Origin of the sequence: Fulvimarina pelagi HTCC2506 (assembly GCF_000153705.1) — a bacterium.
In the GTDB taxonomy this organism is placed as follows: Bacteria; Pseudomonadota; Alphaproteobacteria; order Rhizobiales; family Rhizobiaceae; genus Fulvimarina; species Fulvimarina pelagi.
In genome coordinates, this window is record NZ_DS022272.1 from 1,005,832 (window position 1) to 1,032,096 (window position 26,265).

Here is a 26,265-nt window from a genome sequence, read left to right on the forward strand (position 1 = left end):
CTGCTTCAACCAGCCTTCAGCGGCGAAGCCTCTGCCAGTATCCGCACCGTCTCCACGGCCTCGTCCGCGCCGGTCTCGGGCGTCGCTCGTGTCTCGAGGCAGTCAATGAAATGGAGAAGCTCGTTCGTCAGCGGCAGGCCGGCCTCGTAATGGACGTGCTCGACTGGCGCGTTGGCGAAGTCGAAGCCTTTTTCGGTCGGCCAGACCTTATGGCCGTAGAAGGCGAGCTTCTCGTTCTCGGGTGCGAGATCGTCGAAGACCAGCATCCCCTCAGTGCCGATCGCGACGAACCGGCGGTCGCGATAGGGCGAGACGCGTGAGACATGGACGTCCGCCGTGACGCCGTTCTCGAAGGTGAAGGACATGTCGCCGATATCGGCCTCGTCGCTGAGAACGGTTCGCCGTTTGCATCGGATCGTCGCGGGGTGGTCGCCCGCAAGGTGCAGGATCAGCGAGAGATCGTGCGGGGCGAGGTCCCAGATCGCGTCCATGCCAAGAAAGCGGCCGAGGCCGAGCCGGTTGGCAATAAGGTGCTTCACAGTCCCGATCTTTCCAGAGGAGACAAGTTCGCTGAGCCGCCGGAACACCGGGTGAAAGCGCAGGACGTGGCCGACCATCAGGAGCCGGCCGTGCTTCTCGGCGGCTTTCGCGGTCAGTCTGGCATCCTCGTACTCGAGCGCGATTGGCTTTTCGATGAGAACGTCCTTGCCCGCTGCAAAGGCACGCCGTGCCGTCGGTCCGTGGAGATGCGCGGGCAGGGCAAGCACGAGGGCGTCGATGTCCTCGCTCTCGATCGCCTCGTCTACCGCGAGAGCCGGCACATCGTGCTTCGCTGCGAAACCTTCGGCCCGTGCTGTGTCCTGATCGGCGACACCGCCAAGGCACCTCAGTTCGGCGAGCGTGCGGACATGGTTCTGGCCCCACTGGCCACAGCCGATGACGGCGATGTTCGGTGCCATTCCGGCTCCTTGAATGCGTCCCTATCGTCGCATGCCGGGTTAGGCGGTGGCGAACCGGCGCGCAAGTGCGGTCATTCGGCTTTCGGCCGCAGGCGCCTGTAGCGGATCGTCTCGAATCGCATGGCGAGGAGGTCGACCATCAGGAAGCGGCCGACGAGCGGTTCGCCGGTGCCGCAGATCACCTTGATCGCCTCGGACGCGGCAAGCGTGCCGAGAACGCCGGTCGTCGTGCCGAGGATACCGGCTTCGGCGCAGCTTGGCACGGTGCCGGCCGCCGGTGCTTCTGGAAAAAGATCACGATAGCGCGGCAGAAGGATGCCGTCGGGGCCTTCGCGGTAAGGGGTCAGCACGGTCAGCGAACCAGAAAAGCGTTGCACGGCGGCGGTCACCAGCGGAATCTCGGCATCTTCGCAGAGATCGGCCATGGCGTAGCGGGTCGCGAAATTGTCCGAACCGTCGATGGCAAGATCGCAGGATGCGACGAGATCGGCACCGTTCTCCGCTGTCAGGCGAATCGGATGCGCCTCGAAGGCGGCATGCGGATTGACCCGGCGCACCGCGTCTGCAGCGCTGTCCAGTTTGGGACGCCCGACATCCTCCGTGCCGTGCAGGACCTGGCGCTGTAGGTTCGAGAGCGAGACCGTGTCGTCGTCGCAGCAGACGATGGTCCCAACGCCGGCGGCGGCGAGATAGAGCGCGACGGGCGAGCCGATCCCGCCTGCGCCGATCACCAGGACCCGCGCGGCCTTCAGCTTCTGCTGACCCGTACCGCCGATCTCCGGCAGGACGATATGGCGGGCATAGCGTTCGAGTTCGTCTGCGTTCAGTCGAGGCTCGGTCATGATGTCATTCCTCGCGTGGCTCTCGGACGGCTCCGTCGGCGATGGTGATGATCTGGGCGCGATCGCCGAGCGCTTCAAACAGGCTCTCGTCGGTTCCCGTCATGAAGGTCTGCCCACCGAGATCTCCGACCAGGTCGAAGAGGCTCGCTCGACGTCTGGCATCGAGATGGGCTGCGATCTCGTCGAGGAGAAGGATCGGCGCCATGCCCGACAGCACCGATGTCAGCCGCGCATGGGCAATGATCAGCCCGACGAGCAGCGCCTTCTGTTCGCCGGTCGAGGAGAGACCCGCCGGCATATGCTTGGCGAGATGGGTGACTTCGAGATCGGCGCGGTGCGGACCTTCCAGCGTCCGGCCCGCGCCCGCATCGCGATACCGGTCCCGCGCGAGGCGCTCGCGATAGCGATCCTCGACCTGAACGGCGGGGCCGTCCAAGCCGCCCTCCTCGAAACCGGGCGAGAGCACGAGCCCGGCCTTAGGAAAGGGCAGGTCCGGGTCGGCGAGCGCGATCGCGTTGGTCAGATTGGCGACCAGTTCGTTCCGCGCGACCGCCATCGCGACGCCGAGCTCGGCCATCTGCATCTCGATGCCCGCCAGCCAGCGATCGTCGATCCGGTTGTCCGAAAGCAGCTTATTGCGCGAACGCATGGCGCGCTCGAAATCGGATGCGCGGCGGCCATGGGTGGGGTCGATCGAGAGCACCATGCGGTCGAGAAACCGGCGGCGGTCGCCGGCCGGTCCCGTGAAGAGCCCGTCCATCGCCGGCGTCAGCCAGACGATGCGCGCGATGTCGAGAAGCTCTTCTGCGGATTTCGCCTGCGTCTCATCGATCCGTACCAGACGTGAGTTCGGGCCTTCACCGTCGAGCCGCACGCTGGTGACAACGGTCGTCTCCTCGCTGGCGATGCGAACGCTAGCTTTCACGGAAAAGCCGGACTGCGTGCCCTGCCGGGCCATCTCGCCATAGGGAGCCCGACGCAGGCCCCGGCCGGGCGAGAGTAGCGAGAGGGCTTCGAGCAAATTGGTCTTGCCCGCCCCGTTTGGCCCGGCGAACACGACGAAACGCTTCTGAAAGCTGAGATCAAGGAGCTCGTAATTGCGGAAGTCGAAGAGTCTGAGATGGCCGATTTCGCTCTGCCGGCCCATCGCCGCGTAGCTCATAGCTCGCTGTGCCGCTTCGAAGCTTCCGCACTCACACCCGCATCGGCATTAGGACGTAGAGGGTCGACGTGTCACCACCGTCCTTGATCAGCGTCGGAGAGCCGGGATCGGCCAGCACGAACATCGCTTCCTCGCCGGAGAGCTGGCTCGTCACATCGAGGAGGTAGCGGGCGTTGAAACCGATCTCGAGATCTTCCGACTCGTAGCCAACGGCCAGCTCTTCTGTTGCGGTGCCCGCATCGGGCGAATTCACCGTCAGCGTCAGTTGCGAGTCGGCGAGCGTCAGCTTCACCGCCCGACCGCGTTCGGAGGAAATAGTCGACACGCGATCGACTGCCGAGGAGAAGGAGGCGCGGTCCAGCGTCAGCTCCTTGTCGTTGTTCTGAGGAATGACGCGCTGATAGTCCGGGAAGGTCCCATCGATCAGCTTGGAGGTCATGACTACGCGGCCGATCTTGAAGCGGATCTTGGACTCCGAGAGATCGACGGCGATTTCGTCGTCGTCTTCGCAATCCGCGAGAAGCTTCTGTATCTCACCAACCGTCTTCCGCGGCACGATGATGCCTGGCATGCCTTCAGAGCCGCTGGGCGCCGTCATCTCTGCGCGGGCGAGACGATGGCCGTCAGTCGCGACGGCCCGCAGCATCAGTGTGCCGTCGGCGTCGATGGTATGGAGGTAGATCCCGTTTAGATAGTAGCGTGTCTCTTCCGTCGAGATCGCGAATTGGGTGCGCTCGATCAGCCGGGCGAGGGCGCCGGCTTCCATTGTAAAACCGTGGCTCAACTCTCCGGCAGTGATGTCTGGAAAATCGGTTTCGGGCAGGCATTGCAGGCGAAAATTGGATCGCCCCGCCGAAACCGTCATCTGAGTGCCTTCGCTGTTGAGGACCAGCTTCACTTCGGCCCCGTCCGGAAGCTTCCGTACGATGTCATAAAGGAGGTGGGCGGGGACCGTGGTGGCGCCCTCCTGCTCCCCCTGGGCGGCCACCTCCTCGGTGATCTCGATATCGAGGTCGGTCGCCTTCAGGCCGAGTGTTTCTGCCTTCGCGCGCAAAAGCACGTTCGACAGGATCGGAATTGTATTGCGCCGTTCGACCACCCGATGGACGTGCGCCAGAGACTTCAGAAGATTCGATCTCTCGATGATGATACGCATGGGACTGGACCGTTCGCGAGCAAGGCGGGCGAGGACGGGCGCAGGCATCGCCCAACCATCGGAATGCCGGTCTTAAACAAAGAGTGGCGGGTTTGGAAGCGCCGTGGCAGTCGAAGGGTGTGGAAGAGCGAAGCGTTGCGGCGGCGTTCCACCGCCGCCCCGTCCTATTCCTCGATCATGCGGCGGATGACGTCCAACTCCTCCGAAAAGGCATCGTCCTTGCCGCGTTCCGCTTCGATCTTGCGCACGGCGTGAAGCACGGTCGTATGGTCGCGTCCTCCGAAGCGCCGGCCGATCTCCGGCAGCGAGCGTGGCGTCATCGTCTTGGCGAGATACATCGCAATCTGCCGGGGCCGTACGATCGTGCGCGTACGGCGGGCGGAGAGAATGTCAGTGCGTGAGATGTTGTAGTGACGCGAGACGAATTTGAGGATGTCCTCGATCCTCACGCGCCGCTCGGCGCTCGTGCGCGAAAACTGTGCGAGGATCTCGACGATGGCCTCGGGGTTCAGCGGCTGGCCGAGCGAGTGACGAAAGGCGATCTGATTGAAGGCGCCTTCCAGATCGCGACCGGTTCCGTCGACCCGTCTTGCAATGGCGTCGATCGTTTCCTCGGATAGAACGAAAGTCGGGTCTTCAGCGGCGAGCGCCCTGATCCGCATCTCGATGATCTCGCGGCGCATGGCGTAGTCAGGTGTCGCGAGTTCGAGCGTTATACCGTTCGAAAGGCGCGAACGCACGCGTGGATCGAGGCTTTCAAGTTCCTTCGCTGGCCGATCTGCCGCGCAAATGACGTGCTTGGCGGAATCAATCAATGCGTTGAGGAGATGGCAGAACTCCTGCTGGATTGACTTGCCCTGAAGGAACTGGACGTCATCGATGATGAGGACGTCGGTGCCGCGCAGGGTCTCCTTGAGATCGAGCGCCTTATTGTCGCGAATCGCAGATGCAAATCGCCACATGAAATATTCGGCGGTCAGATATACGACGCGCGGCGCGTCATCGCGCCCAGCGGCCGCGTTGGCAATTGCTTGGAGAAGATGAGTCTTGCCGAGGCCGACGCCAGCGTGAATGAAAAGCGGATTGAAACGGAAGGATTGTGGACCGTTCTCGGCGATTGCACGACCGGCGGCCATGGCGACACGATTGGCCGTCCCCTCGACAAACGTGTCGAAGACATAGCGGGGGTCGAGAGGTGAGCCGATCTCGCAGCCGTTTGCGACACCCACGGTTTTGGATCTGGTGGGTCGTGCCTCTCCCGATGCCACGTCGCGGGCGGCGAATTCGACTACGTTCGCGGGCTGACCTGACTTTGCGAGCCCAGAGGGGCTGCCGGCCTCGAGATCCCGGCCATGCTTTCGGATGTTGACGCCGCCGCCGCGGACGGCGCTTCTGACAACGATATCGACGCGCAGAGTGCCGGGCACTTCCGCTTTGAAGGCCTCAGTCAGCATCTCTTGGTAATGGCCGCGGATCCACGAACGTAGAAACGCGGTCGGTACCGAGACCTGACAGATCCCCTTGCCCGCGTGATCGAGATGCATGCGCTGAAACCAGCTGGCGAAAATCTCGGGGCCTAACTGTGCCTTGAGCCGGGCGTTCACACGATCCATGATCATTTCGTTTTCGCGCGGCTCCGCCTTGCCGGCGTGCTCGTCCGTCGTTTTCGCCATCATCATGTCCCGCCCTTTTTTCATTCAATGGAATATCCGACCTGCTTGCGGCCGGCTTCCACTCTTTCATGCGCTCTCAAAAGTTCGAGCCGCTTCGTCAGCCCTGCTGCCAGGGCAGAGCTTCAGCCTTCCAACCAGCTCGATTGCCGCGGTGGCCGTTTTCGTCGGGCGGACCTTCGAACCCGCCGGCGATGTTGAAGCAATTTGGAAAGCCGTGAGCGGTCATCGTCGCGGCAGCCGAGGCCGATCGCTGGCCAGACCGGCAAAGGAAATAGATCTCCGCGTCATGGTCGCCGCCGGCCTTCTCGACTGCATCCGTTACGAAGATTGGGAAATTCGGATCGATCGACATCGTCGGGTAGCTCTGCCATTCGGCGAGGACCGGCGTCTTGCCCGCTTCGTCTAGTCTTGGAATGCCGACAAAAGTCCATTCGGGACGCGTTCTGACGTCGACGAGAAATGCGTTTGGGCTTTCCTTGAGACGCGTCCAGCATTCCGACGGTGACACGTCGGCTTTATAGTCACCTTGCATGTCGTACTTTCCCTATTCCCCCGTAGCCAGGCAGCGGAGGTTGCGCGCGTTCCGATCGCGTGCACGAAATTTCAAATTAAGAAGAAGGGAGCTTCCTCTACTAGGTCACCCGTGGCCTGGACTCGTCCCAAACTTGAATTGCGAGAAGTTCTCGGTGTTCAATCTTGGGTCAGTCGGCATATCGGCCACGTCGCTCTGCTCCAACCTTCTTCTTGGCGGCGAAGTTACGGCGCACCGCAGATGCTGGCAAGGCGAATCGGAGAAGATTCTAGGTCAGCTTCTCGCCAGTGTGGCGTTCTTGGCAAAGCATCGCTCCAAGGCGCGGTCAGGAATCCTTTCGGAGCAAGGCTTCCACAGGAATGATCTGTTGATAGATGACTTACGGATATTTTTTTTTGCCCTCTGCGAGAGTGTCCGCTTGACTCAGGGGATGCACGATATGCGCCTCTTCAAGAAAACATATACGTTCAGTGACCTTTTATAAGATACTGATAATTATGAACTTTTCAGATTGTTCATCCGACCGGCTAGATTCGTTTCGAACTTTCGTCCTCTAAGAAGACGAATCGATGACGGTTTGAGCAGGCTGCATCCTTAATCATCGCTGGCTTCGCAACAACGCCTGCCGTCTCCTCGGCACGGGGAGTGTCTCACTACATAAACGGAACGCCGAAGCCGACCGGGCTGATCGAGTAACGCACTTGCAGGTGCGCAGAACCGCGGAGTTATCGAGAGCGAAATCACCGTCGTAGCGTGTCGAAGCCTCAAGCAGACGGAACGCTTTCGTTTTTCTTCAATGTTTGCTGTCGGCTACCGCCGAGGTTTTGTGCGTGTCGCTTCTTCAATGTCGGGGTCCGGCTCTCAACAGCGGCGTTCGGCGCGTTAACCACTCCTTAAGGAATGACTTCGGAACACGCGCGCTTTTCGGCACTATAGTGTCTCGTTCCGGCACAGCGCCGATCCATCCGGCTGATGTAAACGCGATTTTAACATTTCGTGATCGCTGCTGCCCGGAACCCGACAGATTTTGCGTTCACAGAGGATTGCAAGCCACAGGAGGCGAGGCGTCGGCCAGCGTGCTTGGGGAAGCTTAACAGTTCGGTCGGCACAATACGCCCGATCCGGGAATGGCAGATACATCGAAGGTCGATCGACCTCATCGAGGGGAACCATACACTATGATCAAGACGCACGCCGCTTTCGCGACGAGCCTGAAGCGAGGATTGGTTCTCTCGCTTTGCCTTATCGGTTTGGCGGTGCAACCCGCCACTGCGGACTGGAAGGCGCCCTGGAAGGACAGCGACCGGGCCCTCGTCATCGATGCGTACGAGTTCAATCCCATCGATTGGGAGAAAATGACGTCGGACGAGCGGATCGCCGGCTTCATCAACAAAGCCTCGGACGGCATGCCCCCTAAATACCGTTGCGGGTCCGGGCGGGATGATGTTTGGAAGCTCTGCAAGAACCGGTGGTGGAAGTATTCCGTCACTAAGGAACTGTACATGACGCGCCGCCAGATCGCCGATTCACTGGGCCTGCTTTGGGGCGCCTATCATCTGGCCCGTCCGGGCAATCCGCGCGCACAGGCTGACCACTTCATCGATTTCGCTGAGCCTCGCGAAAACGATCTCATTGCACTCGACATCGAGGATCTGAGCGACGAATTCATGAGCCTGGAAGATGCTGAGATTTTCGCTGAACAGGTGAAAATTCGAACGGGTCGCTATCCGGTACTTTATACCAATGGCAATACGGCCAAGCACATATCGAAGCATCGAGAGGACTATCCGCTCCTGTCCCGTCTGCCGCTCTGGTATGCCCGCTATACCGGTGACATTACCGGCAAGTTTCCCGAAGAGACCTGGCCACGGTACGCACTTTGGCAGTTCTCCTCCATGCACAACTGCAACAACCGCTCCTGCCCCTACCGGGTCGATGGAACGAAGAACGACATAGACGTCAATGTCTCGCATCTCGACATCGCGGGCTTGAAGGCGGCTTGGCCGTTCAACGATCTTCTTCCCGAACACAAGCCGGAAACCGACCCGGCCATGCTGATTGCATCGGTGGACGAGGAGACTGAGGAGCAGGTAGCGGACGCGCTCAGCAGACCGGCTGCTGACGGCGGAGAAGAAGACGCTATGGTCGCCGCTTATGGGCCGATGGGTGATCGACCGAAGCGCGTCGATCCGTTGAAGCTTCTCAACAAAGCCGCGACCAAGGGTGAAAAGCACGCCGAGAGCCGAGTCGAAGCCCATCTCGACGAAGTCGAGGACATCAAGGAGGCCGCAAAGCCTAAGGAAGCCCTACAGACTGCCGTCGAAATCTCGGGTGACCTTGCTCCCGGAATGCCTGTACCGACGCCCAACCCGCTGCGTGCCGAAGCTCCTCAGGAGGCAAGTGGAGAAGCGATCGAAACGGACGCGGTCTCGCAGAACGAAGCGGGCGATGCGGCCTCAGACGAACAGGCGTTGCTCGATGAGAAGGATAACAGCGCCGATGAGGTCGTCGCAGTCGTCGACGAAACTGTAGTCGCGCCCCTGCCTCTTACGGCTAAGCCGAAGGTGTCGAAGGCTGCCAAAGCCCTGGCATCTCTCGCTAAAGCCTCGAATTCAGCCGAAATGGTTTCGGCCTCGGAAGAGGAAAGCGACGACCCGTCAAAGGCGTTAGCGCCCTTCACCGTTCTTACGCGGGCCGACGGCCGTATCGCCTCTGCCTTCAGCCTGACCAACTGATCGAGCCTGCCATTCCCGACCGAATTTTTCTGGCCTAGAACGGAACAACCCCCGCACCGCGACATTGGGCTCACATAACGTAAAACGAGTGTTGGAGTTTGATGTATGGGTAGGGCAATCGGTGCGATCATCGCAGTCATTGTCGTCGTTGTGATCGCGTATTTCCTGTTCTTCTTCGTCGATGTCGATCAGACGCAGGAAGGCGAGCTTCCGGAAGTTTCCGTTGAAGGCGGTCAGATGCCGGAAGCGGACGTCGAGACCGGTGATGTTGATGTTGGATCAGAGGAAGTAACGGTCGACGTGCCTACGGTCGACGTCGAGCCCGCACCGGAAGCTGATGCCGAAGAGCCAGCTGCGGATGCCACGAGCGAAGAGCAGGAACCGGCGACCGCTAACTGATAGCGTGGTATCGTTGCTCACAGTCTGACGACGACCGAGGGTGCCTCCGGATGGGAGGCGCCCTTTTTCGTGTCGTAAAGGCGGACCACGGAAGATTCGATGTCTGAGGAACCTAAGAGGGTGCTAATTCAGCCTGCGGATAATGCGGCGGCGATTGCGCTTGCGAGCCGACTGCTCTGCGAGGGTGAATGTGTCGTGGTCCCCACGGAAACTGTTTACGGCCTCGCCGCAGACGCGACGAACGGCGAGGCGGTGGCGAAGATCTTTGCCGTCAAGGAACGCCCATCATTCAATCCGCTGATCAGCCATGTCTATGGCAGAGAACTTGCGGCACTGCTTGCCCATTTCGGCGAAATCGAACACCGGCTCACGGAGGCTTTCTGGCCGGGCCCACTGACGATCGTCGCGCCGCTTCGCAGCGATGGCGGCGTCCATCCGCTGGCGACGGCAGGCCTCGACACTATCGCCCTTCGTCAGCCCGTAGGCGTGATGGCCGAACTCTCCGCAAGGCTCGACCGGCCGCTCGCAGCGCCGAGCGCCAACCTCTCCGGTCGCGTCAGCCCGACCTCGGCGGGCCATGTCGCGGCAAGCCTCGGGGATCGCGTTTCCCTCATCCTTGACGGCGGCACGACCAGCGTCGGTGTGGAGTCGACGATTGTTCGAGCGGAGTCGGATCGGATCGTGCTGCTTCGCCCTGGGGGCGTTCCGCGTGAAGCGATCGTAGAAGCCACAGGCTTGCCGGTCGAGACGATCTTGCAGACCACGAAGATAAGCGCGCCCGGGCAGATGAGTTCGCATTATGCCCCGTTCGGAAGAGTGCGCCTCGATGCGGCGTCAGTCGAGCCCGGCGAGTGGCTGATCGCTTTTGGACCAGAGCCGGTGCGCGGCGAAAGCTCGGCGTCGGGGGTGGTCAATCTGAGTCCGTCCGGAAACCTTGAGGAAGCGGCGGCGAACCTCTTTGGGCTTCTCGCCCGCCTCGACCGGCCGGATGTTCCCGCGATCGCCGTTGTCCCGATTCCGAACGAGGGGATCGGTGAGGCGATCAACGATCGGTTGAAACGCGCAGCCGCGCCACGTTGAGACTTTTGGAATTGAGGTGCCTGCCGTGCGTGATGTTCACCTGCGTTCTGGACGGCATCCCGGTACGCGATAGGTCTGCCCAATGGATGAAATTGATAGTGACGTGCTGACGCGCTTTTCGGCGATCGTTGGCCGTGCCAATGCGTTGAAACCGGACGAAGCAGGGGAGGGTTACTTCTCCGAACCGCGAGATCTCTTTCACGGAAAGGCGGCGCTTGTACTCCGCCCGGGTTCCGTTGACGAGGTGGCCCAGATCGTCAAGCTCGCAGCCGAGACTGGGACGCCGGTAGTGCCGCAAGGCGGTAATACCGGCCTTGTCGGCGGTCAGCAGCCGCGCTCCAGGCGCGAGATCCTCGTCAATCTCTCACGTCTCAATACTATCCACGAGATCGATACGGTCGGTCGCACGATGACGGTCGGTGCAGGCGTAATCCTCCAAACGATTCAGGAGAAAGCCGATGCGGCCGATCTTTTCTTTCCTCTTTCTCTCGGTGCCAAAGGCTCTTGCCAGATTGGCGGCAATCTCTCTTCCAATGCAGGTGGTACGGGTGCGCTGGCCTACGGCGTCGCGCGCGATCTTTGTCTCGGCATCGAGGCTGTCCTGCCGAACGGCGAGATCGTGCACGGTATGCGCCGGCTGAAGAAGGACAATCGCGGTTATGATCTGCGGCATCTCCTGATCGGGGCCGAGGGCACGCTTGGCATCATCACAGGCGCTGTCCTGAAGCTGTTTCCGAAGCCGAAGGGGCGAGAAGTCGCCTATGCAGGTCTGAAGACGCCCGAAGACATGCTGAAACTGCTTGGTTTGGCCGAGCGGCACGCCGGCGCAAACCTGACTGCCTTCGAATTTCTGCCGCGCATCGGTGTGGAAATGTCGCTGCGCCACACAGAAGGCGCGCGGGAACCGCTTGCAGAACCCCAACCGTGGTACGTTCTTGTCGAGATCGTCTCACAACGATCGCCGGATGAGGCGTCAGAGACACTGGAAGCGCTGCTGAGCGAAGCCTTCGAGGCCGGTCTCGTTACAGATGCGGCGATCGCACAGTCGCAAGCCCAAGCTGACGCGTTCTGGACCTTGCGCGAGGAGATGAGCTGGGCTCAGAAACCGGAGGGTGGCTCGATCAAGCACGACGTGTCGGTGCCGGTCGCCGCGATCCCGACTTTCCTGCGAACAGCCGACGCGGCTGTCCTTTCGGCGATCCCTGACGCGCGGATCGTCGCCTTCGGCCATCTCGGCGACGGCAATGTTCACTACAACATTTCGCAGCCGGTAGGGGCGGACAAGGAAGCATTCCTTGCGCGTTGGGACGAGATCAGTCGTCTCGTTCACGCAGTCGTCCGGGATCTGGACGGCAGCTTTTCTGCCGAACATGGTATCGGAGCAATGAAGGCCCAGGAGCTTGCCGCGACCAAGGCTGGCGCCGAATACGGGGCGATGGTTGCCATCAAGCAGGCACTAGACCCCAAGAACATCATGAATCCGGGCAAGGTGATTCAGAATTGATTCAAGTTTTCTTCTCGCTAACCCTTTGATCCGTCAAATTTGCTTAACCCCGTTTCTTAGCAGGAGCGCAAGAGGCGGCGTCTAGGTTGGTCTCATCAAAAGGCCGGGACACACCGACCACAAGAGAAGCCAAAAAAGGCTCTCAGGAGAGGCAAAGGCGTCATGACTACCAATGTTGCACATTCGCTCGATGCACCGAAGCCGAATTGGGCGAACGAGCCTGTTCGCATCGACCCGACGGTTCCGGTTGCTTCGCAGTCTATCGAGATACTGGCCGCCGACGGCGAGATGGTTCGCTATCAGGTAAGCCCGCGCGGCGCCGTCATTCACCGCAAGCTGCAGCGGGCCGGCCTTCCGGTCTCGATCGCGCTGTCGGCACGGGCCTTCAAGGGCATTGCGGCCCGCGCGATGGAGCATGCGGATGGGTCGGTCACGGTCACCCTCGAGCTCCACCATCATTCCGATCCGGCGCTCTGCGTTCCGCTGCTTGTCGCATCAGATCTCTACGACGTTGCCGCCGACTGGCGCTCCTGGGCTGACTTCTTCGGTTTGCCTATGCTGATGGTTGAAGCGGACGGCTCGGTCGTTGCGCTCGAGGAGACGGTCGGCACCGTCAAGACCGGCGAGCCTGCGCCGCGCCGCCGTTCATCGAACCGCACCCGCCGCCCCCGCTTCCTCGCTCGCCGCAAGCCGGGTGGCCTCGGTATGCGCATGGTCGTTGCCGGCGAAGAGATCATCGCCCGGCGCTGACATCCTCTTCTTCTTCGTCAGAAATTCGCGCGGGCCTGATTTGATCGGGCCGCGCGGTTTGCTTTGATCGTTGGAAAGGACATCGCGAGTTGCGATCAGCTCAGATCAGCTTCAGGCCGCGCAGGCTGGCATGTCCGTTCTTTCCGACGATGACGTGATCGTGGAGTGAGATTCCAAGCGGCTTCGCTGTTGTCTCGATCATTCGTGTCATCTCGATATCTGCACGCGAGGGAGTCGGATCGCCGGAAGGGTGATTGTGCACCAGGATCAACGCAGTCGCGTTCAACTCGAGAGCTCGCCGCACGACCTCGCGAGGATAGACCGGTGTGTGGTCCACCGTTCCCCGACCCTGCACTTCGTCGGCGATGAGGGCGTTCTTCTTGTCGAGGAAGAGAATACGGAACTGCTCCCGCGGTTCGTGCGCCATGGCTGCCGTGCAATAGTCGATGACAGCTGACCACGAGGAGAGCACTTCGCGCTTTTTGACTGCTGAGCGCATCGCCCGCTGGTTTACTGCGGCGACGATCGAAAGATCGAGGGCGACTGCATCCTTCACACCTTCGATTTCCGTCAGTAGCCGGCGCGGTGCATTGAGGACCTCGCCGAGTGAACCAAAGCGGGCGAGCAGCGCCTTCGCGATTGGTTTGACGTCCTTGCGCGGAATCGAGCGAAAGAGAACGAGTTCAAGAAGTTCGTAATCGGCGAGCGAATCCGGCCCCTGTTCCGCGAACCGGCCTTTCAGCCGCTCTCGATGTCCGTCGTAATGCTTCGTGCCAGACGCTTCGGTCCGCGCCTTCCGCTCGGGGTGCTCTTCTGAAGCCGGCGCATCTTCTTCCGAGGTGGCGCGCTTTTCCCTCACTGCCACCGGTGCCCTGCCTCAGGCTGCTTCAACGAGGGGCGGTACCGTAATTCCTGGCGTATCCAGCCCCTTCGGTGAAAATGTGAAGACTTCGCATCCCTCCTCGGTCACACCGAGCGAATGCTCGTACTGGGCTGAGAGGGTACGGTCGCGCGTAACGGCGGTCCAGCCGTCCGCAAGGATCTTCACGTGCGGGCGACCGATGTTGATCATCGGCTCGATCGTGAAGATCATGCCGGGCTTCATCTCCGGGCCTTCGCCGCGCGAACCATAGTGCAGAATGTTCGGCGCATCGTGGAACAGGCGTCCGACGCCGTGGCCGCAAAAGTCGCGCACGACTGAGCAGCGCTCCGATTGGGCATATTCCTGGATCGCGGCGCCGATATCGCCGATATGGCCGCCGGGCTTCACCGCCTCGATGCCCTTCAGCAGCGCCCGATAGGTCACCTCGCAAAGACGCTCGCTTGCTCGCTTCACCTGACCAACTGGATACATGCGCGAAGAATCGCCATGCCAGCCGTCGACCACATAGGTGACGTCGATATTGACGATGTCGCCTTCTTTGAGGGGCTTGTTGTTCGGTATGCCGTGGCAGACAACGTGGTTGATCGATGTGCAGACGCTCTTTGTGTAACCGCGGTAATGCAACGTCGCCGGCGCGACGTTCCGCTCGGCACCAAAATCCCAGACGAAGTCGTCGATCGCCTGTGTCGTGACGCCCGGTTTCACGATGTCGGCGAGAGCGTCGAGGCATTCTGCCGTGATGCGCGAGGCACACCGCATACCCTCGAAGCCATCGGGCCCGTAGAGGCGAATGACGCCCGTGTTGCGCTGCGGATTGGCTTCAGCTTCGAGATAAGTGGTCATGACTCGTCAGACGGGTTCTTCGATAAGCTAGCGGGACTGCGGTGGATCGAGAACCGGGATCTCGACATGCGGGTCTATGCCATTCACGGTGATGTCGCATCGAACGCCATAAGCTTCAACCCCTCTCCGCCGGGCCGCGGCGAAAGCTGTCGCATAGGCGGGATCGAGATCTTCGGCCAGGGCGATCCTGTCGCAATCGGTTCGCTGAACCACGTAGAGCATTACCGAACGGTGCCCGGCCTCCACTTGGTCGGCCAGCTCGCGAAGATGTTTCGCCCCGCGCGCAGTTACGCAATCGGGAAATTCGGCGAGGCTCGCTTTGCGCATGAGATGAACGTTCTTCACCTCGATATAGACAGTCCTTCCGTCCGTTTGCGTCCCTGTAAGATCGATCCGCGAGTTTATGCCGTATTTCACCTCGCGTCTCAGCGTACCGATATCCGTAAGCGCGGACACCAGACCGGCGCCGATTGCATCCTCGGCCAGTCGGTTCGGAAGCCCGGTATTGATGCCGACGAGGGTGCCGTCCGCTTCGACGAGTTCGAGCGTCAGCGGCAGCTTTCGGGCTCTGTTGGCCGAGCGTGAGAGCCAGACGCGCGAGCCGGGCTCCTTCAGCCCCATCATCGCGCCGGGGTTAGGGCAGTGCACCGTCGTCTCCTCGCCGCTCGCTTCGATCACGACGTCGGCAAGGAAGCGCTTATAGCGTCTGAGGAGTCGGGCTGGCAGGAGAGGTGAGGCGAAGTCGACCATGCCGGTCGGGTAGCGACGCGCAGCTGGATCGTCAATCTTCGATGGCTCGAGCACCCAGTCGTCAATGACGCTGGTTCGCCGGCAAAAGCCGGGTGTCTGCCTCACATTGCGCTTCTGGCCAACCGCGAGGTTTCTGTCTATACGTCACGCGTGCGCTGGATGGACGATGCACCGTCGAGCCGTTCGTCGCGCAGGTTGGGAGGACTGAATGATCCGAACTTCATGGAAAACGGCTGTCGCGGCTCTTGCCGTATTGGCGGCAAGCCCCGCGATTGCCGCGAGCGATGCCGTTCCGCAGGACGCCTGGTCCGATATCAAGGCCGAGGTCTACGGCGAGCGCGTGATTGTCGAGCAGAGTCCGCTGATCAACCTTGTAACCCCTTACCGGTCCGAAAACGATCTGCGCATACCGATCCGGGCAAATATCGATCTGCCCGAGGGCGAGCACATCAAGCGGCTGACGCTGATCGTCGACGAGAATCCGATGCCGGTCTCGGCTGATTTCGAGATCGAAGAGGAAACGGACGATCTTTCGGTTGAAGTCGCCATGCGTTTCAATGGACCCACCAAGGTTCGCGCGATTGTCGAAACGAATGCGGGCGCCCTTCTGATGCAGGAGGCGATGGTCAAGACCTCTGGTACTGGAGCCTGCGCTGCACCGCCGACGACCGGCGTCGAGGAAGCGCTTGCGACTCTCGGACAGATGGATTTGGCGGTGCCGAGCGCGCTCGAACGAGCCGCGAGCGATCATCCGGAGGTGACGCTTGCGATCAGCCATCCGCAGCATTCCGGAATGCAGATGGATCAGGTGACCTTGCACTACATCCTGGCACGCTACGTCCAGACTCTAGAGACCTGGGCTGACGACGAGAAGCTCTTCACCATGACCGGCAGCATCTCGCTGAGCGAGAACCCCGAGGTTAGGTTCGATATTCCGAAGAAGGACGTTTCCGAACTGCGCGTGCGGATGACGGACACGGAAGGTGCCGTCTTCCAGAAAGCTTTCGGTCTCGGCGGCAGCTGACTCTCCTGCGAGGTCCTATCGGCCGCACATAGCGCCGTTCCACTCGGCAAGATCCCCGCGCTGCCAAAGGGACCGATTCCATCAGACGCAATAAAGCCCCGACGATCTCTCGCCGGGGCTTTTTGTTGCAAGGTCGGGACCGATAGGCCCCGACCAATACCGATCTTTATTCCTCGTCGCTCTTGCTGCCGCTCTTGAGAGCCGCGCCAAGGATGTCGCCGAGCGAGGCGCCTGAGTCCTGGGAACCGTACTGCGCGACGGCTTCCTTTTCCTCGGCGATCTGCAGCGCTTTGATCGACAGGCCGACCTTGCGGGCCTTCTTGTCGAACTGGGTGACGCGTGCATCAATCGTCTGACCGACCGAGAAGCGCTCGGGCCGCTGCTCGTCGCGATCGCGCGCGAGATCGGAGCGGCGGATGAAGGAGGTCAGATCGGTCTCCACGATCTTGACCTCGATCCCGCCGTCGGTGACCTGCGTCACCTCGCAGGAAACCACCGAACCACGGCGCACGTCGCCGGCTTCCGCCGCCTCGACGAACGGATCGCCGCCGACCTGCTTCATGCCGAGCGAGATACGCTCCTTCTCGACGTCGACGTCGAGAACCTGCGCCTTGACGAGATCACCCTTGTTGAACTCTTCGATGACCTGCTCGCCCGGACGGTTCCAGTCGAGGTCGGAGAGGTGGACCATGCCGTCCACATCGCCTTCGAGGCCGATGAAGAGACCGAACTCGGTCTTGTTCTTGACCTCGCCCTCGACGATCGCACCCGTCGGGAATTTCTCGGCGAAAGCGTCCCACGGGTTCTGAAGCGTCTGCTTCAAGCCGAGCGAGATGCGGCGCTTGTTCGGGTCGACTTCGAGAACCACGACCTCGACCTCCTGGGAGGTGGCGAGGATCTTGCCCGGATGGACGTTCTTCTTCGTCCAGGACATCTCGGAAACGTGGATGAGGCCTTCGATGCCGGGCTCCAGTTCGACGAACGCACCGTAGTCGGTGATGTTCGTGACGCGGCCGGTGACCTTGACGCCCATCGGATACTTGACGCCGATGCCGTCCCACGGATCGGCCTCGAGCTGCTTCATGCCGAGCGAGATGCGGTGGGTTTCTTGGTTGATCCGGATGATCTGGACCTTCACGGTCTGACCGATCTGCAGGATCTCCGTCGGATGGTTCACGCGGCGCCACGCCATGTCGGTGACGTGCAGGAGGCCATCGATTCCGCCAAGGTCCACGAATGCACCATAATCGGTGATGTTCTTGACGATGCCGTCGACGACCTGACCCTCTTCGAGATTCTGCACGATTTCCGAACGCTGTTCGGCGCGGCTCTCTTCAAGCACGGTACGGCGCGAGACGACGATGTTGCCGCGACGCTTATCCATCTTGAGGATCTGGAAGGGCTGGGGCGTGTTCATTAGCGGCGTCACGTCGCGGATCGGACGAATGTCGACCTGCGAGCGTGGGAGGAACGCGACGGCCCCGTCGAGATCGACCGTGAAGCCACCCTTGACCTGGTTGAAGATCTGGCCTTCGACCTTCTCGTTCTCGTTGAACTTTGCTTCGAGGCGGATCCAGCTTTCCTCGCGGCGCGCCTTATCGCGCGACAGAACAGCTTCGCCGAGAGCGTTTTCGATGCGCTCGACATAGACCTCGACTTCGTCGCCCACGCTGAGGTCGCCGTCTCGACCTTTAGCGCCGAATTCCTTGAGGGCAACTCGGCCCTCGACCTTCAGGCCGACGTCGACGACGGCCATATCCTTCTCGATCGCGACGACGGTCCCCTTGACCACCGTTCCTTCGGCAACGTCCTGCTCGTGGAACGATGCCTCGAGCATCGAGGCGAAATCGTCGCGAGAGGGATTGAGATTTGACATTCGTTCTCCTTAGAACCTCTCCGGCCGCTTTGCCGAGCCCTGGAGAGGGTATGCGCCATCTGCCGCGTGATGCGGCCTCGTTCGAGTTTCGATGATCCAAAATCGGGTTCCGCCCGCTCAAAACGCTTGAACACGCGTCTGAGCAAGCTTGGCGGTGTCCGATCGACTAACGCAATCGGTTTTCCGCCGTCTGGCGCAAGGGAACGCCGGTCCGGACCGGTTGATCGAAGCCGCCGGTACATAAGCGAAACCAGTCCGCATACGACCGAAAAGGGCGTACCCTCTCAACGAAGGCCGCCCCGACAAACTCCATCCCGCCTATCTAGAAATTTGCGCGTCTATAAGACTACAAGCCTTGCGGAACACGCCGTCTATACTCAATTCGCTGGTGTCCAGCAAGTGGGCGTCGTCGGCCGCTTTCAGCGGCGAGACGGCGCGGTTGCTGTCGCGATCGTCCCGCTGGCGCACTTCTTCCAGGATGCGCTCGTAGACGACCGTCCGGCCTTTGGCGTTAAGTTCGTCGGTTCGACGGCGGGCGCGCACCTCTGCGCTGGCGGTGACGAATATTTTGACGTCCGCATCCGGGCAGATCACGGTCCCGATGTCCCGCCCGTCAAGCAGAGCTCCGCCCGGCTGCGCAGCGAATTCGCGCTGGAATGCGTTGAGCGCTTGGCGCACGCCGGAATGGGCTGCAACGCGCGAGGCGAGTTCGCCGGCTTCGCGGCCCCGCAAAGAGGGTTCGTCGATATCGTGAAAGTTCAGATCGCGGGCGATCGGCGTCATCTCTTCGGGATTGTCGAGATCGAGACCCGCCGCTTGCGCCTTCCGCCCAACGGCCCTGTAGAGAAGGCCTGTGTCGAGATAGTGCAGGCGGTAATGGATTGCGAGACGCTTGGCGAGAGTGCCTTTTCCCGCCGCGGCCGGGCCGTCTATGGCGATAACAAGCGTTTTAGCCATCAGATTCCTCCTTCGTCCGAATGCGGATCGTTCGGTTCCGCGGCGACCGCCAGCTCGATCCGACCCCTGGAGTCGAGAAGGAGCAGGATTACGGCAATGACCGCCCCCATTAGATAGGGAATCGCGATCATGAATAGGATAAGCTCGAGTTGGCCGAACCAACGCGCGACGGTAAGAAGTCCGTCCAGGACGCCATTGCCCGTGTCGAGTGCGCTGCCAGCCTCCCGCCCCGTGAGATCGGCAATCCGCCTGCTGGAGGCTTCGTTCTGCCAGATCACGGCGACCGTCGCGCAGACCGCGAAGAAAAGTGGCATTGGAAGGAGAGCGAAGAGGCGGGTTCGCAGCGTGCTATGGCTTCTCTTCAGCCCTCGCGCGCGCCAGCGCCCGTAGATGAAGGAGATCGGGAGAAAGAAGACGAGAACGAAGAGTCCACCGATCATGCCTCCTCCCGAATGGGCTCAATCATGCCGCCGAGGCCCTTCATAAGGTCTTCGAATTCGGGGAAGCTCGTCGCTATCATTCGACCGTCGTCGATCGTCACGGGCTTTCCCGAGGCTAGGCCTAAGACGAGGAAGCTCATCGCGATCCGATGGTCCAGATGAGTTACGACGGAGCCCCCGCCATAGCCTCTGCCTTCCGGATCGCCTTCGACGACCAGCCAGTCGGCGCCTTCCTCATGCCGGACATTGTTCGCCGCAAGGCCGGCGGCGACAGCCGAGAGGCGGTCGGATTCCTTAACACGAAGCTCGTCGAGGCCGCGCATCACGGTCCTGCCTTTCGCGAAGGCCGCGGCGACAGCGAGTACTGGATACTCGTCGATCATCGAAGGCGCACGCTCCGCCGTGACCTCGACGCTGGTAAGCTCTGAATGCCGGATACGCAGGTCTGCGACGTCCTCACCGCCTTCGGTGCGCGCGTCGAGAATTTCGATCGATCCGCCCATTTCCCGTAGCGTCTCGATCAGCCCGATGCGCGTCGGGTTCATCAGCACGTTCTCGATCGTCACGTCCGAGCCCGGCACGACAAGACCGGCGACGATCGGGAAAGCGGCGGAGGAGGGGTCTCCCGGCACCTGGAAGTCGGAAAGGCCCCTCAGCTCTCCCTGACCCTGGAGATGGATATGGCGCGAGCCGTCCGGCTTCGTCTCCACCTCGATGTTGGCGCCGAATCCTTCGAGCATCTTTTCGGTGTGGTCGCGGGTCATCACCGGCTCGATGACGGTCGTGACGCCCGGCGTATTGAGGCCGGCGAAGAGGACTGCGCTCTTCACCTGCGCCGAAGCCATCGGAACCCTATACTCGATTGGCGCTGTCGCTTTCGGGCCGTGGATCGAGAGCGGGAGCCGGTCCTTCGAGCGCGCGACCACCTGAACGCCCATCTCGCGCAGCGGGTCGAGAACTCGTCCCATAGGACGCTTGGATAGGGAGGCGTCGCCAACGAAGGTTGAGCCGAAATGGTAGGCTCCTACGAGGCCCATTGTAAGCCTCGCGCCCGTGCCAGCATTCCCGAAATCGAGTGGTTCCTCGGGTTCGAGCAGGCATCCGTTGCCGACGCCGTCGACGACGAAAGTCTGACCCTCTTTGCGGATCAATGCCCCCATCGCGATCATAGCCCGCCCGGTCGCCAGAACGTCCTCGCCTTCGAGCAATCCGGTGACCCTGGTCGTGCCGCTGGCGAGCCCGCCGAACAGAAAGGCCCGGTGCGAAATCGACTTATCACCCGGCACGCGCGCTGTACCTGTCAGACTGTGTCCTGCGATGGCCCGCAAGGGCCGTGGGGCCTGTTTCTGGCTCTGCATTGACGTCTTCTCTTAGATCCGCTCGACGAATGCGAGATGCCGCGTTCGCCGCGCCTTATTGCCTTCTCGCCGGATGCTTTGACAAGGAGGGGACCAGCACGTAAGGCCAAGTCCGTTTTACGATTTGCCGCGACCCTCCCGAACTGGGCCGTGGCACAGCCGCCCGAGACCGGTGTGCAGGACGACGCGTCGCAGGATCTGAAACCCTCCGCGCTCGAAATGCGTACCGCAGGAACGAAGCAGACCGACGACGTCTTCAAACGAGGCAGACATGGCCAAACCCGAACTTGGAACCAAACGGATCGACCCGGAAACCGGCCGGAAGTTTTACGATCTGAACAAGGATCCGATCGTTTCTCCCTATACCGGCAAGAGCTATCCGCTGTCCTTCTTCGAGGGCGAGCCGGAGAATAAGGCGCCAGAAGAGGATGAGGAGGAAGAGACGGAAACCGAAGTCGAAAGCGACGAGAAGACCGTCTCGATCAACGAGGTGGAGGACGAAGAGAGCGAGAAGACGGACACCAAGTCACCTGACATCGACGAGTCTGACGACGAAGACGTCTCCGTCGACGACGATGACGACGACACCTTCCTTGCCGATGACGACGATGATGACGACGACGATGTATCCGACATTCTCGGTGGTGGACGGGACGACGACGAGGAGTCCTGATCGACCTCTCTGCATTGATGCGCGGGGCGGGTTAAACGCCGCCGCGACGCGAGCGAGAGACCTTGGGACGGGAGCGCGGAAAACCGCTTGACCCGTCCTCACCTCTCGACTAAACCGCCGCAATCACGACGCGGTGCTGCTCAGGGCGCTGCGGCGAACCGCGTGAAAACGCGGCGTGGGGCTATAGCTCAGCTGGGAGAGCGCTACAATGGCATTGTAGAGGTCAGCGGTTCGATCCCGCTTAGCTCCACCAAATCCCTTCAGTCACGCCAGGTCTTCGCCCGTCAGTTGTTCCAATGCTACGGCCTCGTTCGGCGAAATCTTTGCGTTTAGAAACAGTTGCGTCGTAAGGCTTCCTTCATCCCGCTCCCGCATGCTGCCAGAATTGGCACGAACGCGTGCGAGGCCGGATCGATACATGCCCATCCAGCGGACTGAGCCGAAACAATTCGAATTCGCAGGTTCGACCGGCACCTACCGGATCGCCGTTCGAATTTCGAACGATATGTTCCGAGTCGAGGCTACGCATGACGGGACGATCGTCGCACTCGATGATGCCATGACCGCATGCCCGCCGGAATTCGTGGACCGGATGACGCTTCTTCGGATGGTCGATCGATGCTGGAGCGACGGGACGCCCGTCGAAGGGGCGCCCTGCGAATCTATCCATCGTATCGACAGCGAAGCTGCTTTCAGAGCAAGGCTGATCGACGATCTCATGACCGGCGCTTCGCCCGAAGTGGTGTCTGCTCTCCTAAGGGGCGCCTGCTCTCGCAAGACTCTTTCCACGGCGCGGGTTCAGATCGAGACGAGTATCGCTGCACTTGCGAAGTCGGACTGGCGCGAGGCCGCGATCACCGAACTGGAAGACCTCGCAGATGCTGCCCAAGCTGCGTCTGATGCCTTGCAGTCTCATTTCTCTCTGACGGAGGGTGGCAAGGTCAGGCGCATGAAGGCGGCGATCGGCCGTCTGGCACGGACCATCGGGCCTGATTTCGAACTCTACGGCTTTCCACAGATCGATATCTCACAAGGCGGCAACAAGTCTGCGTTCGCCGGCAAGTGCCAGCAGGTGGCGGACAATGCCATCTTCCTTCGGGCCGGTCTCAGGATCGGCTCGCTTCCCGCGAGCAAACTGAGAAAGCAGATCGCCGAGGCTGCCGCCAACCGGCAATGGGACACGGTCCTCCTCGACGAGGTTCTGCCGGTCTGGAGGCAGCGTGCCGCCGAAGCAATTGCGCTCTACGATCGCCTGGACGCGCAAACGACCGCGTCGGAGAACATCGAAGTAGGCAGGACCGCGAACGAACGACGCGGCGCTTCGGCCTCCACTACCTCTGGTGCGCAGCCAATTGTCGACGCCGTCGTGCTACGGGAAAACGCACTTCTTCGTGGCTATGTGACGCGCTTCGTATCGGAGATGACTTCCGCGACAGTCGAGATTCTGCTCGACGACCGAAACGAGCCGCAGGTTTCGCCCGATGCACTTGAGGGTGCGGTGCGGGAGCTTGAAGACCTGGCGCTTATGGGCGGATGCCTTATCGATGATATCCGAGCCCTGCGCGATTGGGTCGAGCGACAGGCCGGCAAGCGCAATGCGAACGGCCTGCCATTCGCCGCGTAGAACCATCGCGCTAGTTCGCGTCCCTTGAGCAGGGAATCGGCGATGGCGCAGGGCAGGATACTGGCGAAGAAGGATATCGAGACGGTCTTCCGCCGTCTGTCCGAGGCGATGCCCGGCCGCACGAAGACTGCAAAGGGCCCGAAGGACCAGCCCGATCCGTTTCGCTCCGTTGTCTCCTGCATCCTGTCGGCCCAGAGCCGCGACACGAACACGAAGGCTGCGACAGACAATCTCTTCGCGCTTGCTACAACCCCGGATGCGATCCTCGCTCTGGACGACGAAGCCGTCGCGAAAGCGATCAAACCCTGCGGTCTTTACAACAACAAAACCAAGTCACTGAAAAAGCTCTGCACGGCGTTGATCGAGGAGTACGATCGGACCGTGCCGCAAACCCGCGAAGGGTTGATGAGCTTGCCGGGCGTGGGGCGCAAATGCGCTGACATCGTCATGAGCTTCACCTTCGGGGCGGATGTCATCGCGGTCGACACCCATGTCCACCGGGTCTCGAACCGCATCGGCCTTACCGATGCGAAGACAGCCGACCAGACCGCGGCGCAGCTCGAGGAGAATGCACCGGCTTGGGCCTTCCACGACGGGCACTTCTGGCTGATCCAGTTCGGCAAGGCGATCTGCGTGTCCCGCAAGCCGAAATGCGAAACCTGTCCGGTCAACGACCTTTGCCGCTACTACACCGCTACGGGTGCGGCTTGAACGGTCACAGGCCCGTCAGTCTCGGCTGATAGTGCCGAGAAGTGCCTGCGCCCGGGCCCGGCCTTTTCGGGCGAACCAGTGGGCGCAGCAGATGAGAAAACCGTTCTCCACCCAGCCGTCGTCGACGGCTCTCATAAGCTCCTCGACCGTGGCGAGGATCGGGTGGATGTCCTCGTCTTCGTCGGCCTTGCCGGCGCTCGCCACCATCTCGGAAGCGTCGACGACCGCAAGATAGACGGTCACGTGTTCCGTCGTCAGCCCCGGCGTGCTCAGCATCGAGAAGCACCGCTCTATCGCTTTCGCCTCGAGACCCGTCTCCTCCAACAGTTCGCGCGTGGCCGCCACCTCAATCTCCTCGCCGTCGTCGACGAGCCCCGCGGGCAATTCGATCGCTGCCGCCTTGTTGATAGCAAGGGCCGAGCCGATTCGGAACTGGCGGATCACGACGATCGAGTCCGTCTTCGGATCGTAGGGAATGATCACTACGACTTCGCCAGTTTCGAGAAAATCGCGGTGCACACCGTTGACCCGCGTCTCACCGTCGAACCGGTCATGATCGAGTATCGCGCGGGTATAGGGCCAAAAGCCTTCCGCAAGTGGCTCCTTCGACGTGACCGTAAAGTCGATCGGCTGATCGGCGAGGTGGTCGCGGTAAGAGTGGCGGCTCACTGCGAGACGGCCCCCATATGTCGGGTTTCGATGTCGAAGGCGGCCGCCATAAGGGCCTCGGTATAATCGGTCTTCGGCGCATCGAAAATCTCGTCGGCGGAGCCTCTCTCGACGACCTTGCCGTTGCGCATCACGATCACCTCGTTGGCGAGTGCCCGCACCACCTTGAGGTCGTGGCTGATGAAGAGAAACGCCAGATTATGTTTCTTCTGGAGATCGCGCAGCAGGTCGACCACCTGCGCCTGGACACTCATGTCAAGCGCACTGGTCGGCTCGTCGAGCATCACAAAACGCGGCTTCAGCACCATCGCGCGGGCGATGGCGATACGCTGGCGCTGGCCGCCGGAGAACTCGTGCGGAAAGCGGAAGCGCGTCGCGGGGTCGAGCCCGGTTTCCTTCAGCGCCTGCACCACGCGTTCGTCCCGCTCGTCGGCCGAGAGCTTCGGCGCGTGTATCCGCAGCCCCTCGGAGATGATGTCCGCCACCGGCATGCGCGGCGAGAGCGAGCCGAACGGATCCTGGAAGACGATCTGTATCTTCTCGCGCAGCGGCTTCATCTCTTTGAAAGACCGCTCGTCGATCCGCTGGCCGTCGAAGACGATTTCGCCCTTCGACGAAATCATACGCGTCAGGGCTAGGCCCAGCGTCGTCTTGCCGGAACCGGATTCTCCGACGACCCCGACAGTCTGCCCGGCCCGCACCGTCAGGTCGATGCCGTCAACCGCTTTCACATGGTCGGTGACGCGCCGGAAAAGCCCCGTCTTGATCGGAAACCAGACCTTCACGTCTCTGGCTTCCATCACCTTTTCCGCATTGGCGTTCGCGGCCGGCGGATGACCCTTCGGTTCGGCCGCGAGGAGATGACGCGTATAGGCGTGCTGCGGGTTCTCGAAGATCGCTTGGGTTTTGCCTTCCTCGACGATCTTGCCCTTCGTCATCACGCAGACCCGGTCGGCGATCTTCCGCACGATGCCAAGATCGTGGGTGATGAACAGCATCGCCATGCCGTTCTCGACCTGCAGACGATGGAGAAGTTCGAGGATCTGCGCCTGGACCGTGACGTCGAGCGCCGTGGTCGGTTCGTCGGCGATGAGGAGGTCCGGTTCGTTGGCAAGCGCCATCGCAATCATCACGCGTTGGCGCTGCCCGCCGGAGAGCTGGTGCGGATAGGCATCCAGGCGTTTCTCGGGATCGCGGATGCCCACTTGATGAAGAAGTTCGAGGGTACGCTTCTTGGCCTGCTCGTCGCGCATGCCGCGATGAATGCGCAGGACTTCGGTCACCTGCTTTTCGATCGTGTGCAGCGGATTGAGCGAGCTCATCGGCTCCTGGAAGATCACCGAGATCCGGTTGCCGCGCGTCTTGCGTAGATTCTCGTCAGACGCAGTCAGGAGATCCTGCCCGTCGAAATGAATCGTGCCGCCCGGATGGCTGGCGGCAGGGTAGGGCAAGAGCTTCAGGATCGACATCGCCGAGACCGACTTGCCCGATCCGGATTCGCCGACGAGCGCCAGCGTCTCGCCGGGCGCAATCGCGAAGGAGACGCCACCGACCGCGATCTGCGTATTGCCGCCCTGGGTGAAGGCAACCTGCAGGTCCTCGACCTTCAGGATCGGCTTGTCGCTCTTGATCTTCGTCTGGATCTGACTCACGGCGGCATGTCCT

Annotated in this window: 24 protein-coding genes and 1 tRNA gene; 10 read left to right on the forward strand and 15 right to left on the reverse strand. The window is 61.3% G+C overall.

The annotated features are described in order from the left end of the window. Window positions 1-5 precede the first annotated feature (5 nt). From FP2506_RS04660 to FP2506_RS04685, 6 genes are all read right to left on the reverse strand, one after another. A complete protein-coding gene (locus FP2506_RS04660; RefSeq protein ID WP_007066247.1) occupies window positions 6-959 on the reverse strand; it encodes a Gfo/Idh/MocA family protein in 954 nt (317 codons plus the stop codon). A 71-nt stretch (window positions 960-1,030) separates the two neighbouring features. Continuing rightward, window positions 1,031-1,801: a HesA/MoeB/ThiF family protein gene (locus FP2506_RS04665; RefSeq protein ID WP_007066248.1), complete on the reverse strand. Its 771-nt coding sequence runs from the start codon at window positions 1,799-1,801 to the stop codon at window positions 1,031-1,033. A 4-nt stretch (window positions 1,802-1,805) separates the two neighbouring features. Further along, window positions 1,806-2,948, reverse strand: a complete 1,143-nt coding sequence (gene recF, locus FP2506_RS04670; protein WP_040489404.1) for a DNA replication/repair protein RecF — start codon at window positions 2,946-2,948, stop codon at window positions 1,806-1,808. A gap of 46 nt (window positions 2,949-2,994) precedes the next feature. After that, complete coding sequence (gene dnaN, locus FP2506_RS04675; RefSeq protein ID WP_007066250.1) at window positions 2,995-4,119, reverse strand: DNA polymerase III subunit beta; 1,125 nt, start codon at window positions 4,117-4,119, stop codon at window positions 2,995-2,997. A gap of 164 nt (window positions 4,120-4,283) precedes the next feature. Further along, window positions 4,284-5,798, reverse strand: a complete 1,515-nt coding sequence (gene dnaA / locus FP2506_RS04680; RefSeq protein ID WP_007066251.1) for a chromosomal replication initiator protein DnaA — start codon at window positions 5,796-5,798, stop codon at window positions 4,284-4,286. A gap of 91 nt (window positions 5,799-5,889) precedes the next feature. Further along, a complete protein-coding gene (locus FP2506_RS04685; RefSeq protein ID WP_007066252.1) occupies window positions 5,890-6,324 on the reverse strand; it encodes a rhodanese-like domain-containing protein in 435 nt (144 codons plus the stop codon). A 1,178-nt stretch (window positions 6,325-7,502) separates the two neighbouring features. Here FP2506_RS04685 and FP2506_RS19485 point away from each other — a divergent pair. The 5 genes from FP2506_RS19485 to FP2506_RS04715 all read left to right on the forward strand — a co-directional run bounded on the left by FP2506_RS19485 (window position 7,503) and on the right by FP2506_RS04715 (window position 12,792). Next, a complete protein-coding gene (locus FP2506_RS19485; RefSeq protein WP_007066254.1) occupies window positions 7,503-9,059 on the forward strand; it encodes a glycoside hydrolase family 25 protein in 1,557 nt (518 codons plus the stop codon). Window positions 9,060-9,164: 105 nt separating this feature from the next. Beyond that, complete coding sequence (locus FP2506_RS04700; RefSeq protein WP_007066255.1) at window positions 9,165-9,458, forward strand: hypothetical protein; 294 nt, start codon at window positions 9,165-9,167, stop codon at window positions 9,456-9,458. A 99-nt stretch (window positions 9,459-9,557) separates the two neighbouring features. Further along, the gene (locus FP2506_RS04705; RefSeq protein WP_081448290.1) at window positions 9,558-10,538 is read left to right on the forward strand and encodes an L-threonylcarbamoyladenylate synthase; all 981 of its coding nucleotides are present in this window, start codon (window positions 9,558-9,560) and stop codon (window positions 10,536-10,538) included. 82 nt (window positions 10,539-10,620) lie between these two features. Next, a complete protein-coding gene (locus FP2506_RS04710) occupies window positions 10,621-12,042 on the forward strand; it encodes an FAD-binding oxidoreductase (RefSeq protein ID WP_007066257.1) in 1,422 nt (473 codons plus the stop codon). A 162-nt stretch (window positions 12,043-12,204) separates the two neighbouring features. Then, window positions 12,205-12,792 (forward strand): DUF6101 family protein, encoded by a 588-nt coding sequence (locus tag FP2506_RS04715; RefSeq protein ID WP_007066258.1) that lies wholly within the window; start codon window positions 12,205-12,207, stop codon window positions 12,790-12,792. A gap of 100 nt (window positions 12,793-12,892) precedes the next feature. Here the strand turns inward: FP2506_RS04715 and radC are convergent, their stop codons facing one another. The 3 genes from radC to sfsA are packed head-to-tail and all read right to left on the reverse strand — an operon-like array spanning window position 12,893 to window position 15,268. Next, window positions 12,893-13,651, reverse strand: coding sequence for a RadC family protein (radC, locus tag FP2506_RS04720; RefSeq protein ID WP_007066259.1), 759 nt, complete (start codon window positions 13,649-13,651; stop codon window positions 12,893-12,895). 18 nt (window positions 13,652-13,669) lie between these two features. Beyond that, a complete protein-coding gene (map, locus tag FP2506_RS04725; protein WP_007066260.1) occupies window positions 13,670-14,518 on the reverse strand; it encodes a type I methionyl aminopeptidase in 849 nt (282 codons plus the stop codon). A 27-nt stretch (window positions 14,519-14,545) separates the two neighbouring features. Further along, on the reverse strand, window positions 14,546-15,268 hold the full coding sequence (gene sfsA / locus FP2506_RS04730) for a DNA/RNA nuclease SfsA (protein WP_040489409.1): 723 nt from the start codon (window positions 15,266-15,268) through the stop codon (window positions 14,546-14,548). Between the two features lie 208 nt (window positions 15,269-15,476). Here sfsA and FP2506_RS04735 point away from each other — a divergent pair, with 208 nt between their 5' ends. Beyond that, window positions 15,477-16,292 (forward strand): quinoprotein dehydrogenase-associated SoxYZ-like carrier, encoded by an 816-nt coding sequence (locus tag FP2506_RS04735; protein WP_007066262.1) that lies wholly within the window; start codon window positions 15,477-15,479, stop codon window positions 16,290-16,292. 166 nt (window positions 16,293-16,458) lie between these two features. On the opposite strand, the gene rpsA is transcribed toward FP2506_RS04735, so the two are convergent. The 4 genes from rpsA to aroA form a co-directional block, all read right to left on the reverse strand. Then, a complete protein-coding gene (gene rpsA, locus FP2506_RS04740) occupies window positions 16,459-18,168 on the reverse strand; it encodes a 30S ribosomal protein S1 (protein WP_007066263.1) in 1,710 nt (569 codons plus the stop codon). Between the two features lie 318 nt (window positions 18,169-18,486). After that, window positions 18,487-19,125, reverse strand: coding sequence for a (d)CMP kinase (cmk, locus tag FP2506_RS04745; RefSeq protein ID WP_007066264.1), 639 nt, complete (start codon window positions 19,123-19,125; stop codon window positions 18,487-18,489). Further along, window positions 19,125-19,565 carry a hypothetical protein gene (locus tag FP2506_RS04750; RefSeq protein ID WP_007066265.1) on the reverse strand — a complete coding sequence of 147 codons (441 nt, stop codon included), beginning with the start codon at window positions 19,563-19,565 and terminating at the stop codon, window positions 19,125-19,127. The genes cmk and FP2506_RS04750 overlap by 1 nt, the downstream gene beginning before the upstream one ends. Continuing rightward, window positions 19,562-20,923 carry a 3-phosphoshikimate 1-carboxyvinyltransferase gene (aroA, locus tag FP2506_RS04755; protein WP_040488910.1) on the reverse strand — a complete coding sequence of 454 codons (1,362 nt, stop codon included), beginning with the start codon at window positions 20,921-20,923 and terminating at the stop codon, window positions 19,562-19,564. Before aroA ends, FP2506_RS04750 begins: the two co-directional genes overlap by 4 nt. Before the next feature lie 271 nt (window positions 20,924-21,194). On the opposite strand from aroA, the gene FP2506_RS04760 reads away from it, so the two are divergent. The 4 genes from FP2506_RS04760 (at window position 21,195) to FP2506_RS04775 (ending at window position 23,931) form a co-directional block, all read left to right on the forward strand. Continuing rightward, entirely contained in the window at window positions 21,195-21,596 is a 402-nt protein-coding gene (locus tag FP2506_RS04760) for a TIGR02300 family protein (RefSeq protein WP_007066268.1), read from the forward strand. A gap of 177 nt (window positions 21,597-21,773) precedes the next feature. After that, window positions 21,774-21,849, forward strand: a tRNA-Ala gene (locus FP2506_RS04765). A 165-nt stretch (window positions 21,850-22,014) separates the two neighbouring features. Further along, a complete protein-coding gene (locus FP2506_RS04770) occupies window positions 22,015-23,220 on the forward strand; it encodes a hypothetical protein (protein WP_007066270.1) in 1,206 nt (401 codons plus the stop codon). 42 nt (window positions 23,221-23,262) lie between these two features. Beyond that, the gene (locus FP2506_RS04775; RefSeq protein WP_007066271.1) at window positions 23,263-23,931 is read left to right on the forward strand and encodes an endonuclease III domain-containing protein; all 669 of its coding nucleotides are present in this window, start codon (window positions 23,263-23,265) and stop codon (window positions 23,929-23,931) included. 15 nt (window positions 23,932-23,946) lie between these two features. Here FP2506_RS04775 and FP2506_RS04780 read toward each other — a convergent pair whose 3' ends face one another. Beyond that, window positions 23,947-24,600 (reverse strand): NUDIX domain-containing protein, encoded by a 654-nt coding sequence (locus tag FP2506_RS04780; protein WP_007066272.1) that lies wholly within the window; start codon window positions 24,598-24,600, stop codon window positions 23,947-23,949. Beyond that, window positions 24,597-26,252, reverse strand: a complete 1,656-nt coding sequence (locus tag FP2506_RS04785) for an ABC transporter ATP-binding protein (RefSeq protein ID WP_007066273.1) — start codon at window positions 26,250-26,252, stop codon at window positions 24,597-24,599. Before FP2506_RS04785 ends, FP2506_RS04780 begins: the two co-directional genes overlap by 4 nt. Between the last annotated feature and the right edge of the window lie 13 nt (window positions 26,253-26,265).

Excerpts from the sequence above, each read along its gene's own strand:
- FP2506_RS04660 (WP_007066247.1), bottom strand. The coding sequence starts at position 959 with ATGGCACCGAACATCGCCGTCATCGGCTGTGGCCAGTGGGGCCAGAAC.
- FP2506_RS04665 (WP_007066248.1), bottom strand. The coding sequence starts at position 1,801 with ATGACCGAGCCTCGACTGAACGCAGACGAACTCGAACGCTATGCCCGC.
- recF (WP_040489404.1), bottom strand. The coding sequence starts at position 2,948 with ATGGGCCGGCAGAGCGAAATCGGCCATCTCAGACTCTTCGACTTCCGC.
- dnaN (WP_007066250.1), bottom strand. The coding sequence starts at position 4,119 with ATGCGTATCATCATCGAGAGATCGAATCTTCTGAAGTCTCTGGCGCAC.
- dnaA (WP_007066251.1), bottom strand. The coding sequence starts at position 5,798 with ATGATGATGGCGAAAACGACGGACGAGCACGCCGGCAAGGCGGAGCCG.
- FP2506_RS04685 (WP_007066252.1), bottom strand. The coding sequence starts at position 6,324 with ATGCAAGGTGACTATAAAGCCGACGTGTCACCGTCGGAATGCTGGACG.
- FP2506_RS19485 (WP_007066254.1), top strand. The coding sequence starts at position 7,503 with ATGATCAAGACGCACGCCGCTTTCGCGACGAGCCTGAAGCGAGGATTG.
- FP2506_RS04700 (WP_007066255.1), top strand. The coding sequence starts at position 9,165 with ATGGGTAGGGCAATCGGTGCGATCATCGCAGTCATTGTCGTCGTTGTG.
- FP2506_RS04705 (WP_081448290.1), top strand. The coding sequence starts at position 9,558 with ATGTCTGAGGAACCTAAGAGGGTGCTAATTCAGCCTGCGGATAATGCG.
- FP2506_RS04710 (WP_007066257.1), top strand. The coding sequence starts at position 10,621 with ATGGATGAAATTGATAGTGACGTGCTGACGCGCTTTTCGGCGATCGTT.
- FP2506_RS04715 (WP_007066258.1), top strand. The coding sequence starts at position 12,205 with ATGACTACCAATGTTGCACATTCGCTCGATGCACCGAAGCCGAATTGG.
- map (WP_007066260.1), bottom strand. The coding sequence starts at position 14,518 with ATGACCACTTATCTCGAAGCTGAAGCCAATCCGCAGCGCAACACGGGC.
- sfsA (WP_040489409.1), bottom strand. The coding sequence starts at position 15,268 with ATGGTCGACTTCGCCTCACCTCTCCTGCCAGCCCGACTCCTCAGACGC.
- FP2506_RS04735 (WP_007066262.1), top strand. The coding sequence starts at position 15,477 with ATGATCCGAACTTCATGGAAAACGGCTGTCGCGGCTCTTGCCGTATTG.
- rpsA (WP_007066263.1), bottom strand. The coding sequence starts at position 18,168 with ATGTCAAATCTCAATCCCTCTCGCGACGATTTCGCCTCGATGCTCGAG.
- cmk (WP_007066264.1), bottom strand. The coding sequence starts at position 19,125 with ATGGCTAAAACGCTTGTTATCGCCATAGACGGCCCGGCCGCGGCGGGA.
- FP2506_RS04750 (WP_007066265.1), bottom strand. The coding sequence starts at position 19,565 with ATGATCGGTGGACTCTTCGTTCTCGTCTTCTTTCTCCCGATCTCCTTC.
- aroA (WP_040488910.1), bottom strand. The coding sequence starts at position 20,923 with ATGCAGAGCCAGAAACAGGCCCCACGGCCCTTGCGGGCCATCGCAGGA.
- FP2506_RS04760 (WP_007066268.1), top strand. The coding sequence starts at position 21,195 with ATGGCCAAACCCGAACTTGGAACCAAACGGATCGACCCGGAAACCGGC.
- FP2506_RS04770 (WP_007066270.1), top strand. The coding sequence starts at position 22,015 with ATGCCCATCCAGCGGACTGAGCCGAAACAATTCGAATTCGCAGGTTCG.
- FP2506_RS04775 (WP_007066271.1), top strand. The coding sequence starts at position 23,263 with ATGGCGCAGGGCAGGATACTGGCGAAGAAGGATATCGAGACGGTCTTC.